At 63.4% G+C, this 13,590-nt stretch carries 10 protein-coding genes and 1 pseudogene; 3 read left to right on the top strand and 8 right to left on the bottom strand.

What is annotated here, in order from left to right:
• Positions 1–28: 28 nt before the first annotated feature.
• From AC4NN1_RS10245 to AC4NN1_RS10230, 4 genes are read right to left on the bottom strand one after another with little or no spacing between them, the layout of a single operon-like run.
• The gene (locus AC4NN1_RS10245) at positions 29–913 is read right to left on the bottom strand and encodes a DUF5655 domain-containing protein (protein WP_491955224.1); all 885 of its coding nucleotides are present in this window, start codon (positions 911–913) and stop codon (positions 29–31) included.
• A 16-nt stretch (positions 914–929) separates the two neighbouring features.
• Positions 930–4,034, bottom strand: a complete 3,105-nt coding sequence (locus AC4NN1_RS10240; RefSeq protein WP_491955223.1) for a type I restriction endonuclease subunit R — start codon at positions 4,032–4,034, stop codon at positions 930–932.
• Positions 4,031–5,203 (bottom strand): restriction endonuclease subunit S, encoded by a 1,173-nt coding sequence (locus AC4NN1_RS10235; RefSeq protein ID WP_491955222.1) that lies wholly within the window; start codon positions 5,201–5,203, stop codon positions 4,031–4,033. Before AC4NN1_RS10235 ends, AC4NN1_RS10240 begins: the two co-directional genes overlap by 4 nt.
• Before the next feature lie 56 nt (positions 5,204–5,259).
• Positions 5,260–7,209 carry a type I restriction-modification system subunit M gene (locus AC4NN1_RS10230; protein ID WP_491955221.1) on the bottom strand — a complete coding sequence of 650 codons (1,950 nt, stop codon included), beginning with the start codon at positions 7,207–7,209 and terminating at the stop codon, positions 5,260–5,262.
• 195 nt (positions 7,210–7,404) lie between these two features.
• On the opposite strand from AC4NN1_RS10230, the gene AC4NN1_RS10225 reads away from it, so the two are divergent.
• Positions 7,405–7,614, top strand: a complete 210-nt coding sequence (locus AC4NN1_RS10225; RefSeq protein ID WP_491955220.1) for a hypothetical protein — start codon at positions 7,405–7,407, stop codon at positions 7,612–7,614.
• A gap of 71 nt (positions 7,615–7,685) precedes the next feature.
• Here AC4NN1_RS10225 and AC4NN1_RS10220 read toward each other — a convergent pair whose 3' ends face one another.
• The 3 genes from AC4NN1_RS10220 to AC4NN1_RS10210 all read right to left on the bottom strand — a co-directional run bounded on the left by AC4NN1_RS10220 (position 7,686) and on the right by AC4NN1_RS10210 (position 10,584).
• Positions 7,686–8,834, bottom strand: coding sequence for a hypothetical protein (locus tag AC4NN1_RS10220; RefSeq protein ID WP_491955219.1), 1,149 nt, complete (start codon positions 8,832–8,834; stop codon positions 7,686–7,688).
• Positions 8,831–9,313 (bottom strand): DUF4365 domain-containing protein, encoded by a 483-nt coding sequence (locus AC4NN1_RS10215; protein ID WP_491955218.1) that lies wholly within the window; start codon positions 9,311–9,313, stop codon positions 8,831–8,833. Before AC4NN1_RS10215 ends, AC4NN1_RS10220 begins: the two co-directional genes overlap by 4 nt.
• Before the next feature lie 101 nt (positions 9,314–9,414).
• The gene (locus AC4NN1_RS10210; RefSeq protein WP_491955217.1) at positions 9,415–10,584 is read right to left on the bottom strand and encodes a helix-turn-helix domain-containing protein; all 1,170 of its coding nucleotides are present in this window, start codon (positions 10,582–10,584) and stop codon (positions 9,415–9,417) included.
• A 387-nt stretch (positions 10,585–10,971) separates the two neighbouring features.
• On the opposite strand from AC4NN1_RS10210, the gene AC4NN1_RS10205 reads away from it, so the two are divergent.
• Positions 10,972–11,217: a DUF6221 family protein gene (locus AC4NN1_RS10205; protein WP_491955216.1), complete on the top strand. Its 246-nt coding sequence runs from the start codon at positions 10,972–10,974 to the stop codon at positions 11,215–11,217.
• Between the two features lie 192 nt (positions 11,218–11,409).
• Here AC4NN1_RS10205 and dnaB read toward each other — a convergent pair whose 3' ends face one another.
• Positions 11,410–12,780, bottom strand: coding sequence for a replicative DNA helicase (gene dnaB, locus AC4NN1_RS10200; RefSeq protein ID WP_018187763.1), 1,371 nt, complete (start codon positions 12,778–12,780; stop codon positions 11,410–11,412).
• Positions 12,781–13,306: 526 nt separating this feature from the next.
• Between dnaB and AC4NN1_RS10195 the strand changes: the two are divergent.
• A pseudogene (locus AC4NN1_RS10195) lies at positions 13,307–13,590 on the top strand (hypothetical protein); the annotation flags it as partial.

Raw genomic sequence — 13,590 nt, 5'->3', positions numbered from 1 at the left:
CGACGCTCACCACCCTTGGCTCCATGAATCAGCTGTTCTCGTAGCTCGCCTGCAGAAAGTCCTGCGCTCGATCGAGGTGGCGCTGGTTCGAGATTCGGAGCTCGAGGTCGCCTGTGCCGAAATGTCCGATGTTCCGGACGTCCCTTGAGAACCCCTCCTCCAGGTCAACTTCGTCAGGGTTGACCTTCAGATACACCAGCAGGTTTCGGGACTGCGGGTGCACCTCGACGCACGCGAAGTTCTTCAGGCGCCGATAGGCGAAGTACTGCTTCGTCGCCTTCTTCGACACGTCATCGCCGAGCGCGGCGAGGTAAGCATCTAGCTGCTCGTACAACGCCGTGGGTTCCGGAGATGCCTGGCTCAGCAGTTCCGTGACCGTGCGCCCGTGCCCGCGTGATGCGTCGGGGGCATCGTTCGCGGACTGCGGCTCGACTCGCGATGCGTGGACGAGTTCGAGCGCGAAGAGCTCGCCGCCGAAGTCGCGGTATGTGACGAGGTCGATCGATCTGTTGATCTGCTCGACAGCGTGTTCGTCGTATCGGGTGTACCCGCTCGCCACGCACACGAGGCGGGGTGCCCGCCAGTCGATCGCGTCGGCGACGTCGCGTCCGAGCTTCTCCATGACGAGCAGGGTGAACTCGGCTTTGTGATCGAGGAGCCAGTTCAAGTAAAAGAGGCCTTGGTTGATGACGTTCTCATTGGTGGCCCGCTTGTACTCGAAGATCACAGGGGAGTTGTTCTCATTGATGCCCAGAGAATCGATCCGTCCGCCGTGCCTGCTGCCGGTGGAGAACTCGCTCGCGAGGAACCGCGTCGCGAACATCTCCTCCATGTTCCGCTCGATCAACTGCTGCAAAGAACGTTCCAGCGCCACCGTCGTACTGTGCAGCTCGGCCGCAACGCCGGCGGTCACACGGAAGAGCTTGAGGTCAGCCACGTACAGCCCCCTGGTCCTTCAGATACTCGTACAGCATCGCCGGCAGCGCCTTCCCGAGCTCTGCGAACAGTCCGCTGTCGTTGAAGAGGTCGTCGATGAACGCGGGTGTCTCGTCCCGCACGCCGAGCAGCGCTTTCGCGAACGCCTTCGGCAGAGCCGGGGACTCGGCAAACTGCTGCGGACTGTTCACCGCGGCCTGGTTCGCGAGATCCACATCCAGCGCGAGCTGGCCGACGATGTGATTCATCTGGAGGTCGATGACGCCGACGCCGTACTTGTCGCCGAGGCGCTCGTTGAGCTTGTGGATGATTTCCTCGAGCGCGGACCGGTGCTTCTCGTGGATCGCACCCGAGCCGATCGCGGTGATCGGGTCGAGGCCCGGTCCCTGCTCGAGGTTGAGCTTCACGGACTCACCGGCGCTGATCTTGTAGCCGACGAGTGTCACGTCCGAGATGTCGACCGGTTCGAGGATTGTCGCGGTCGACAGCTGCGGCAGGATGCGGCGGAAGAAGTAATGCCGGCGCGGGAGGTCGGTGTCTTCGAGGTTGCGGGCCTGAGAGATGAAGTCGTAGAACTTCACGAAGTTGCCCACGTCGGCCTTGAAGAGCCGCAGCTCGTCCTGCTCGGTCTTGTCGTCATCCAGGACCGCGGCGACCCATCGTTTCTGGAACCGGTCCACCGCCAGCGCAGTCGCCGCCGACACCTTCGAGTTCACGTTCACTCCACCCGCGAGGGCGGCGTCGAACGCCTGCTCGACCTCCGACATGTCGTAGATCCCCGCCGAGTCCAGCTTGACCACAAGGTCGTAGATCAGGTTCGGGTCGGTCGTCGCCGTCAGCGTCGCCTTCCGGTAGTACGGCAGGAACGCATCCAGCACCTCCTCGGGCTCGTTGACGAAGTCGAGGACGAACGTCTTGTCCTTGCCGGGGTACGTCCGGTTCAGGCGGGACAGGGTCTGCACGGCCTGCACCCCGCCGAGCTTCTTGTCGACGTACATCGCGACCAGGCGGGGCTGGTCGAACCCAGTCTGGAACTTCTCCGCCACGATCATCACGTTGAACGTCGCCGGCTTGAAAGCCTCCGCGAGATCAGACGGCACTCCAGGGTTCTGGGTGCGCTCGGTCAGCCCCTCACCGACATCGTCCGGGTCCTCGACCGTGCCCGAGAACGCGACCAGCGACCGCACGTCCTGCACGCCGGCATCGGCGATGTACTTGTCGAGGTACTTCTTCCAGCGGACGGCCTCAACCCGCGAGCCGGTGACGACCATCGCTTTCGCCTTGCCGTCCAGCAACGGCTGCGCGTATGTGCGGAAGTGGTCGACGACGATCTTCGCCTTTTGGCTGATGTTCGTCGGATGCAACCGGACGTACTGCACCAGTGCCTTCACCGCGGTCGACTCGTCGACCTCCCCCGCACCGTCGTAGTCCCCATCGGGATGCTGCAGCTTCCACGCCACCTTGTACGGCGTGTAGTTCTGCAGCACGTCGAGGATGAACCCCTCCTCGATCGCCTGCTGCATCGAATACAGATCGAACGGCTCCGGAAGATCCCCACCCTCAGGGACCCGCCCGAACAACTCGAGCGTCTTCGCCTTCGGCGTCGCGGTGAACGCGAAGTACGAGATGTTCGGCGCGGATGCCGTGGCCTCCATCGCCCACTGCAGGTACGCATCCGAATCAATCGGCGCCCCCTCCGCGACCGCAGCCTGCTCCGACGGCGAGAGCACCTTCGTCAACGCGCCCGCGGTCGACCCGGTCTGTGAGGAGTGTGCCTCGTCCGCGATCACCGCGAACCGACGTTCCCGCAGTTCGGGCAGGGTCTGGATCGCGGTGATCAGTGCCTCGAACGACTGGATCGTCACGATCACGATGTTCTTGCCACCAGTCAGCGCCGTCGCGAGCTGCTTCGACTTCGACTCACCCGCATCCCGGGTGATGGACTGCACCACCCCGGCCTGCTTCTCAAACTGCGCGATCGCGTCCTGCAGCTGCTTGTCGAGCACCGTCCGGTCGGTCACCACCACCACCGTGTCGAACACCCGCTCGTTCGCGTCGTCGTGCAGCTGCGACAGACGGTGCGCGAGCCACGAGATCGAGTTCGTCTTGCCCGACCCCGCCGAATGCTGCACCAAGTACCGGTTGCCCGGCCCCTCCACCCGCGCCGCCTCCACGAGGCGGGTCACCGCCCGCCACTGGTGGTACCGGGGGAACAGCACCTTCTCGGAGCGGGTCTTCTTGCCCGTGTCGGGGTCGACGTCGACCTCGACCTGCAGGTGCACGAACGACCCCAGCAGCTGCAGCCACGTGTCGCGCTGCAGGATCTCCTCCCAGAAGTATGCGGTTGCCGACCCGTGCGGGTTCAGCGGATTGCCCGCGCCCTCGTCGGCGCCCTTGTTGAACGGCAGGAACCGGGTGCTCGCGCCGGCGAGCTTCGTCGTCATCCGCACCTCGGAGTTCGACACCACGAAATGCACCAGCGACCGCTTCGCAAACGCGAACAACGGCTCACCCGCCGGGTTTCGATCGAACTGATACTGCGCCACCGCGTTGCCGATCGACTGCGTGAAGTCCGTCTTCAACTCGATCGTCGCAACCGGGATGCCGTTGACGAACAGAACCAGATCCAACGCGTTGTTCGGATGCTTCACCGAGTAATGCACCTGACGCATCACCCGCATCCGCATCTTCGCGTACGCCGCCAGCGTGTCCGGGTTGTTCGTCGTCGCCGGCCGGAACTGCGCCAGCGTGAACTTAACCGCACCGCCGTGGTCCGGCACCATCGAGAAACCCTCGTGCAGCATCCGGATCGTCCCGCCGTTCTTCAACGGATCGTTGTCGAGCGCCTTCGACAGGCGATTCAGGATGCTGCGCCCCGCCGCCTCGCGCTGCGCCTCGGTGTCGCCAGGGCGAACGACCTTCGCGAACTCCGCCGACTGCGAGTCTTCCAGCCACTTCAGCACGTCCTCGGGGAACAGAGCGAGCTCACGGTCGTACCCGACGTCGGTCGGCGAGTAGAGCCAGCCGTTCGCGGCGAGGTGCTCAGCGATCTCGTTCTCCAACACCGACTCGAGATGCGCCCCAGCCATGCTCATCATTCAGCCACCCTTACGTCGATCTTGCCCGTTACGGCCGCGGAGATCAGGGCAGCACGACGCTCGCGCGCCAGCTCGATAGCCTTTCGGGCAACCGACAGCGCCGACTCCGTTCGCATCACGACTCGTCGTAGATACTCACCGATCTCTAGCTGCTCAGACCGCGGCGGCACCGGGAGACGCTTCGAGGCGATGACATCCACCGACAGGCCGGGTTGTGCCGCACTGACTGAGTATTGTCCGAGGTTCATGGCGTTCAGGATCGCCAGTAGCCAGGTGAGGTCAACGCCGCGACGGGGATACACAACGACAGCATGCTCTGTGGCGTAGAAGTCGCCGTTGATCAGCCGAGCTTGACCACACAAGGCGCCCTGACGGCCGATCACTACATGCTCACCTCGCACGTTGCACGTTGCGGCGTACCCCCGCAGGCCTCCGCCTCCGTACACCGGGAAGGCGCCTTCTGGTTCTATCTCGTCTGCGCTAATGAAGTCACCGCTCTGCAGCTTCGCGAGTAGACCAAGCTTCCAGGTTTCCCAGTGCGAAGGCACGGCTGCTCCGCTAAGCCAGTCGACTTTACTTTTCCAAGTATTGCTTGAGCGGTCTAGCCCAGAGGTAACTGCTTGGACGATACTGGCCGTTTGGCGTTCGGTGAGGAGGGTGATGAGTTCCTCGTTCTTCGCGATGAACGCGTCGATCTGCGCCGTTTCCCGATCCAGATAGTCCGCAATCGCCCGCTGCTCAGCCAGTGGAGGCACGAGGACTGGGAACGACATCAAGTCCGCCCTACTCATCTGCAGGGAGTTGGGTCGGATACCCGTGAGAAGAGCCGTGTAGCCCTGAACGTAGATGGACGACCGCAGGAGGTGGTGCGCGTAGCGTCGGTCAAGGCGGTCCGAGATCCAATAAGCCCGATAGGCCGGGCTCATATGCCCTAGCAGATCGGACACGCCGAGGCCGGCGTAATTGAGCCACATCGTGTTTACGGCGAGTTGGCCAGGGCGAACCACTCGATAGTTCTCCAGTTGGTCGTCATCACGAACAAGAGAGGCGGACTCGTAGACCCTTTCCTCGACACCGCGATACCCCGATATCGATACCATCGGACCGATAGGCGTCGCCCCGTTCACCTCTTTCGATTCGCGGAAGTGCCGTCGAAACGGCTCGACCATCCAGTCCTCCGGGATGTCCCCAATCCAGCCGATGCCGGAGTCTCTCCGGGAGCGAGTCACCGTTCGACCTCGACGAGCATTGCGCGCAACTCATCCATCACGGCTTCGAGGTCGCGGTCGATCTCTTCGAGCGGGCGCGGTGGGATGTACTGGTAGAAGTGGCGCGTGAAAGGGATCTCCGCGCCTTCTTTGGTCTTCGCGTGGTCGACCCACGCGTCGGCCGCGTACGGCAGGACTTCGCGGGCGACGTAGGCGTCGACATCCTCGTCCCACGGCACGTTCTCGGTGTCGCGGAGTGATGCATCGGGCTCCGGGTTGCCCTTCGCGTCGGTACAGGTGTCGGCGGTGTCGTCCTGCTCGCCGAGCTCCGCCGTCACCGTCCTGAGGAGCGGTGCGGGGAGGGCGAGGCCTTCGGCCTTCGCGGCATCCTTTAGCGCCTTCTGGAACTCGGCACGGCTCTTCCACACCGTGTCGGCGCCGAGCCGGTCGAGGGTCGCGCGGAGGGCTGCGGCATCCGTTTCGTTCAGCTTCTGGACCGCCTTGGCTTCGAACACGGCGTCGATGCGTTCGGGGGTGGCATGCCAGTTCAGTTTGAGGGGGCGTTCGACGGTGATGGTGCGGTAGAGGAAGTCCTCGTTGCGGAAGGTCTTCGAGTGCTCGCCGTCCTCGAACCCGGCGTAAAGGCCGACGATGGTCTCGATGTTCTTCGGGGAGAGTTCGTTGCGCTTGGAGCCGAGGCCCTTGCGCAGCTTGGTGAACATCTCGCGGCCGTCGATGAGCTGCACGCGGCCCTTGCGTGCCTCGTCTTTGCGGTTGGTGAGGACCCAGATGTAGGTGGAGATGCCGGTGTTGTAGAACATATCCTTCGGCAGTCCAATAATCGCTTCGACGAGGTCGTTGTCGAGGAGCCACTTGCGGATGTTCGACTCGCCGCCGCCGGCGCCGCCGGAGAACAGAGGCGACCCGTTGAGGACGATCGCCATGCGGGAGCCGCCGTCTTCGGGCTTGCGCATCTTCGACACGAGGTGCAGCAGGAACAGCATGGCGCCGTCACTGACGGCCGGTGTGCCGGGTCCGAAGCGGCCGTTGAAGCCGAGCTTGGTGTGCTCGTCGTCGACGTAGCTACGCTGGTCTTTCCAGTCGACACCGAAGGGCGGGTTGGACAGGCCGTAGTCGAACTTCTTGTCGTCGAAGGCGTCTTCGGTGAGGGTGTCGCCGAGGGCGATGTTGTCGACATCCTGCCCCTTGATGACCATGTCGGCCTTGCAGATCGCGTACGACTGGTCGTTGTAGTCCTGCCCGTACAGGCTGAGCTGGATGCCCGGGTTCATCTTGCGCAGGTACTCGTCCGCGACCGAGAGCATCCCGCCGGTGCCAGCGGTCGGGTCGTAGATCGACCGCACCACACCCGACTTCGATAAGGCGTCGTCGTCAAGCGCGAACAGCAGCTGCACCATCAGCGCGATCACCTCACGCGGCGTGTAGTGGTCGCCCGCAGTCTCATTTGAGCGCTCGTTCGCCCACCGGATGAGCTCTTCGAAGACCAGGCCCATCTGAATGTTGCTGACCGCGCGGGGGTGGAAGTCGGCCTGCGCGAACTTCTCCGTCACCGCGAACAGCTTGTTCTTCTCGGCAAGCTTGTTCAGCGTCTTGTCAAACTCGAACCGCTCGAAGATGTCCCGCACGTTCGACGAGAACCCCGCCAGGTACGAGGACAGGTTCGCGCGCAGGTCCTGCGGGTCGGCGACGAGCTTGGCGAAGTCGAACGGCGACGTGTTGTAGAACTGGTGGCCCGCGGCATCCGTCAACTTCATCTGCTGCAGCATCTCCGGCGCCGACTCGACCGTCGGCGCGACCTTCAGCACCTCAGCCTTCGTGTCAGCGAGGACCGCGTCGAGACGGCGGAGCACCGTGAACGGGAGAACGACAGAGCCGTACTCGGAGGGCTTGAACGGGCCGCGCAGAGACTCGGCGATGTTCCAGATGAAGTTGACGTGGTTCACCACAGGTGGGCACTCCTGGCTTAGCAACGATGAGGGCGCGACACAGCGTCCCCGTTCCCCATCCTGGCCCATGCCGCGGACTGTCCACGGTCGTCAGAGCCGAGATGCCACGGTTGGCGACCTCTCAACGTAACATTCATCACAGAATTCCATACCGATTAGGCCATGCCGAGGTGGCCTAATCGTCAGCCTTGGGAGATGCCCAGCAGTACGCGCTCCCCCGCCACATGGGAGTCGTACGCGCAGGGCATTAGCTGCAACATCATCCACGTCCTGATCTCACGCTTGATTCGCATCGGCGTCATTGAGCGAGCGGGCGGTCTCCCGGGCGAGCGGACGCTTCTCTACCGAAAGACCAAGCCCGACGTGCTGCGAACGCTCGCGCACATCGGCGACCCCGTCAGCTAATTTGAGGGACCATATCTCGGCGCCGGCACACCGTATCCAACGCGCTCGGCTGCGAGTGACAGCTCACGGCCCTACACGGAATCATCAACGAACAGGGGGAGGTCGTCTAGGAACCGAAACTGATCGACTTCCGTGAACCGTAGAGCGCGTCCAGGCGTGCGGTTCAGAACACCGGTCGCTGACACCATCCTCCGCTCCGTGTTCGCCTCGCCCGCGACGTGGTAGTCGTCATCATTGAGCTCGATCGTGACGTTGCGCGCCTTGTCGTTGTCGAGAATCCTCAGCGTGACTCGGCCAATTTGGTCCTCTTCGCCCCGATCGAGTCGCTTGACGTATCCCGTGACAGTTTGGCGGCCCACAACCGGCTCGCCCTTGAGGAAGTTCTCGACGTCGCGGATCACCGCGACCGCACCCTCCTCCAGTGTTACCAATCCCGGCGCTTGAGCAACGGGCAGTCTCTCGGCCCAGCTGAAGGAAACGTCAAGGCTAGCGATGCTCTCGGTCTCAAGCGTATTGGCGACTGCTTCGCAGAGCTCGGAGGATACGCCCGCACCAACGGCCTCAGTGATCTTGCTCCGGCTTGGTGCGCTGGCACCGTGCGTAAGGTCGCGCAGAGTGCCGAGCCCTTCTGCAAGACGAAGCATCGCGCTACGCGCAAACGGTTGATACGACACTTCATCGAACAGGACCGCGTCGTCGTCATCCTCAGGCGAGAGAATCGGAAGGCGGCTGATCACTGGTACGACGTAGCTGCCCCGACGAGTCTGCCCCATGCGCACCTTGCGGGCGTGATCTCGCGCAGCGTCAGGGACACTGTGCCCAAAGTAGCTGCGTGGCTGTAGAACGGAGTTGGCAGATGCCTGCATCCAGCGGCGGACTGAGTCGATAAACGTGGCGGCGTCGCCCAGAGGAAGGGAGTCATCGATCTGACCGGTGGCTCGGAACTCGGCCACATCCGAGCCGGACTTTGCAATGGCAAGCAGAATGCCGGCCTCGTCCGTGTCCAATGTCTTCGACAGGAGACCAAGCATCTCCGACCATCGAAGTCCGAAGTCCGGCGATGACTCAAGCATCGGCACGACTACCTGAGCCTCTTCGCCCTGCCAGCGTTGAGCGATGTCGCCAAGTTGTGCGACTCGACGCCACCCGTGAGCTCTCAGCCACTGCCCAACATCGGCCGGTGCGACGGATTCGGATGCATACTCCTGCGACTCCATCACGCCGCCCACCTTGCTGCCTGGGCATCCATGAGCGTCCGCAAAGCGTCCGCGGTCAGGAGGTTGCTAATGGGGACTTTGAGGCGAACGGTCGCCGAGTTTGTTGTCGTTGGCATGCCCATGAGCGGCAGGTAGTACGCGGACCGAGTGAGGGCGGTGCCGTTGTGGTCCATGAGGTGCCAAGTTGACGTATCCGACCCCACCACGACGAGAGCAAGGACTCCGTACCCGGAGCGCTTCTGCGACCGAAGGAGGTTGTAGGTTCGAACATCGAGATCGTGGATCAGGTGGCCGTCTTGGATCTCAGGTTTGCTCGTCGCCTTGAGTTGAAAGTCCAGTGTGTGCACGTCGCTGTGGACGGTCATGTCGACGCCGCGCGCGTCGTCAGCGACGATCTCATACGTGTAGTTGGCAGACGCTGCGGCTGCGATGATCCAGGCACGACTGAACCGCTCCTTTTGCGTCGACGCACCATCTGCCATGATGCCCGAATCATATCGGGCCGCTACAGAGCGGACGGCTTCCTGTGGGTGTTGGCTCTCGGAGTGTACGTCCGCGCTCCGACAGGCAGGGCGAACCCCATCTAGACCTGTTGAGTGACCCTGTCCCACGACTGGGTCAGAACCTCATCGACGAGCGACTTCGTGCGATCCAACTCCTGCCCGCGACTCTCGACGAGGTCGCGGACGCTGATGGTCTGGACAGCAACCTGCGCAGCGGCGATCTCGGTGAACGCCTCGTACCGCGCACGATCGAGGCCGCCAAGACTCCGCCAGTCGACGTGACCAGAGGCGCCGACGACATCCCATCGATGAAGTGCATGTCCAGCGTGAACAGCGATGTAATTCAGCGTCTTCGTAGCGGCCGGGAGGACTTCGAGGAGCGCATCGAGACCGGGCTGGGTGTCCGCGATCTGTTCCTCGACCTTGATGAGCTCCTCCTCAAGAACCTGCCGCTGCTTCCTCGTGCGCTTCGCTCCGGAGGCGGTCAGGGCGGCGACGAGGGCACCCGCAACGACGCCTCCCGCGACTGCGAGCCACCCAGTGGACCGCGCGCCACGCACGGAAGACGCGACGTTGAGCGCCGCGCCTAGACCACTCATGGCCGACGTCATGCTGGCGTTAGCTGCGGCGGCTCCCGCTGCCACAGTGGAGAGCGCGACTGCTTCCGCGAAACTGTCGAAGCTCGCACCACCGGCTGATCCGATCCTTGAGGACCTTGCCAGCGCCTCCTTGACCCCGTAAGTCGTGAGTCGAAGTTGATAGGCAGCTTCGGCGCTTGCGTTCTGATCTCCGCCGCCCTCAGCCTCAACGTGCGGCGCATCCTCGACCTCGATCCCCTCCATCCGCGCGGCGATCGCACGAAATGGAGCGAGGAAGCTTGAATCGGCGGCAGCTCCAGCCTCGGTATACGCACGATAAGCCGTTGCAAGGCTCTTCCGGCGTTCATTCACCTCTTGGATAGCGGCGATTCGATGGTCGAAGCTCTCGACCCCACTCGGTGACTGCTCGCGCTCGGTGGTTGCGCGTACGGCTGCGAGGTGTAGAAGATCGCGGCTCGTCAGGCCGAGGGCCGTAGCAATTCCTTCGAGCCTCTCCGCACTCGGCTCCAGAAGACCATTCTCTATTCGGGATACAGTGACGCCCGCCCCTCCTTGGTACCCCGCCGCGGCACCGAGGGCTCCCTGGGTGAGGCCCTTCTCGCGCCTCAGGTCACGGACAATTTGCCCGAATGCCGACTCCGACACCGTCATGACCACAAGCATAGCGCGGCTCGCGAGAATTAGCGGTTGCACAATCCAGCTTAGCGCACTAACTTTGCAGTCCATCGGGATGGGAACCCGACGATGAGTCAGGTCAGAGATCGGAGATCCATGTCAACTACGGGAAAAGTCGCGCTCACATGCGCGGGAGTGGGGTTGGGGGCAGTCGCCCTCGCGGAGTCTGCCGGTGCACGGGCGGCCGTTGGGCAGTTCGTCGAACGCATTGGCGCTCGCGAAGTCCTGCTTGGCGCAGCGAAAGAGCTCATGGATCGAGGCGTGTCAGCGCTCTTCGACGGGACCGTTGCGGCTCAGGTGGCCACTGTTCGTTGAGCACGGGATGTGGCATCCTGGCCAGTTACTCGAGCGAAGGACACGGCCATGACCGACGACGCAGCGGATCTCGCAGAGTTCTTGCTCGCCCGTATCGAGGAGGACGAACGCATCGCCGACCACGTTGCATCCGTCTCGCCAACTACCGACACCAAGTTCTGCCTGTGGGCGACCCAGTTCGCCTTCGACCCAGAGCGGATGATCGTCGCAGCGGACTATCAACGAGTGATCGCCGAGTGCGCCGCTAAGCGCAGCATCATCAACGACTTCTGGTCGCGTCAGATCCAGCGTTGACGACTCTCGAACGTGTCTTGATGCAACTCGCATCCGCGCATCAGGACCACGCCGACTACCGCGACGTCTGGCGTAGATAGCATCCCTCGTCAGCGGCAGTCGAGGTTCGATCAATCCAGCCGTACTTTTCATAATCGCAGAGTGGCCCGGTCGATATCGCGGTTTGCGCAAAGATCATCCGGATCCGACAGCTCAGTCCATCCCGACGGCCATGTCGGTGAAGCGCGAGAAGTGGCCCTGGAACGCGACGACGACCGTGTCGGTCGGCCCGTTACGGTGCTTGGCGACGATGAGGTCGGCTTCGCCGGCGCGGGGGCTGTCCTTCTCGTAGGCGGCCTCGCGGTGCAGCAGGATGACGATGTCGGCATCCTGCTCGATCGAGCCCGATTCACGCAGGTCGCTGATGGCAGGCTTCTTGTCGGCGCGCTGCTCGGCACCACGGTTCAGCTGCGACAGGGCGATGACGGGGACCTGCAGCTCCTTCGCCAGCAGCTTCAGCGCACGGGAGAACTCCGAGACCTCCTGCTGACGCGACTCGACGCGCTTGCCGCTCGTCATGAGCTGGAGGTAGTCGATGACGACCATCTCGAGCCCGACGCGCTGCTTGAGCTTGCGGCACTTCGCGCGGATCTCGACGAGCGTCATGTTCGGGCTGTCGTCGATGTACAGCGGCGCGTCGTTGATGCGCCCGCGGGTCGAGGCGATCGTCGTCCAGTCGCGGCTGTCGAGCATGCCCTTTCGCATGCTCTGCAGCGGCACCGCACCCTCGGCGCTCATGAGTCGCATCGCGATCTCGCTGCGCCCCATCTCGAGCGAGAAGAAGACGGTCGGGCGGTTGTGCTTGATGGCGGCCGCGCGGGCGAAGTCGAGCGCGAGCGTCGACTTACCCATCGCGGGGCGAGCGGCGACGACGACCATCTGACCGCCGTGCAGGCCGTTGGTGAGCTGGTCGAGGGCGGCGAAGCCGGTCGGGATGCCGGTCATCTGACCGTCGCGGCCACGTGCCGCCTCGATCTCCTCGACGGCGGCATCCACGGCGACCTGCAGCGGGACGTAGTCCTCGGACTGCTCCGCACCGGTGACGGAGTAGATCTCGGCCTGGGCGTTGTTGACGAGGTCGAGCGCCTCGCCCTGCCCGTTGTAGCCCATCTGGACGATGCGGGTGCCGGCTTCGACGAGGCGGCGGAGCAGCGCACGCTCACGGACGATCGATGCGTAGTACGCCGCATTCGCCGCGGTGGGGACGATCGACGTGAGGGAGTGCAGGTAGTCGGCACCGCCGGCGCGCTGCAGATCGCCGGTCTTGATCAGCTCGTCCGTAACGGCGACGACGTCGGTCGGCTCACCGTGGGAGTACAGCGAGAGGACGGCTTCGAAGATCAGCTCGTGCTTCGGCACGTAGAAGTCCGTGCCGCGGAGCGCCTCAATGACGTCGGCGACCGCGTCGCCCGAAAGGAGCATGCCGCCCAGGGTGCTCTGCTCGGCGAGCATGTCGTGAGGAGGGACCCGCTCAGGGCCTCGGGCTCCGCCGATCCGGTCGTCGGACAGATCCGCAATCGACATCCAAGCCCCTCTTCCGGGCCCGCTGGAAGGCCCTCGCACACGTTATGGAGGGGTTCCGACACACGCAAACCGGCCTGTGGATAACTGTGTGGACAACGTGCGCGAAACGCCGCAGGTCCTGTGCACAGACCCTGTGGACAGGACGTGGAATCTGTTGAACCCGCTCGCTTCGAATAGCCTCTGACCTGGCCTTTCGTTTCCCACACTCTGTGGATAGACAACCGACTTCAAGTGCGGGTTGAAGGTTCGGGGTTATCCCCACCCATGTGCAGAATCCGGGATTTGTCAAATGAGAAAGTCGGCCCGTTCCTGACGCCTCTCAGCCCCTCAAAGAGCGCGTCGAAGAGCTCTTGTCAAATTCATAGGAACTCGGTACCGTGTGTGGTCCAGGCACCCCGCAGAACGCGGCCATCACGGCACGCGTTCCGATGAGACATCGTGGAGGTGACCTGTGCTCGCAACGCAACGCGCGTTCGTCCGACTCGGTCTCCTCGCTGCGATCGGATTCGGCATCGCCTTGCTCTGGATGACCTTCACGGCCGTCCTGGATGCATCGCACGCCCGCGCCGCCGATCGCGAAGACGATGGATTGCTCGGCGGGGTGACCAAGGTCGTCGGACAGACGGTCTCACCGGTGTCCGACGCTGTACTGACCCCGGTCACCGACAAGATTGTGAAGCCTGCCACTGAGAAGGTGGTCACGCCTGTCGCCGACAAGGTGGTGAAGCCCGTCACCGACAAGGTCGTCAAGCCGATCACCGACAAAGTCGTCAAGCCCGTCACCGACAAAGTCGTCAAGCCCGTCACCGA

This window comes from Microbacterium sp. MDV22-iso44, from assembly GCF_058629135.1.
The sequence above is the reverse complement of the archived record's forward strand: the minus strand, read 5'-3'. Positions and strand labels throughout refer to the sequence as shown.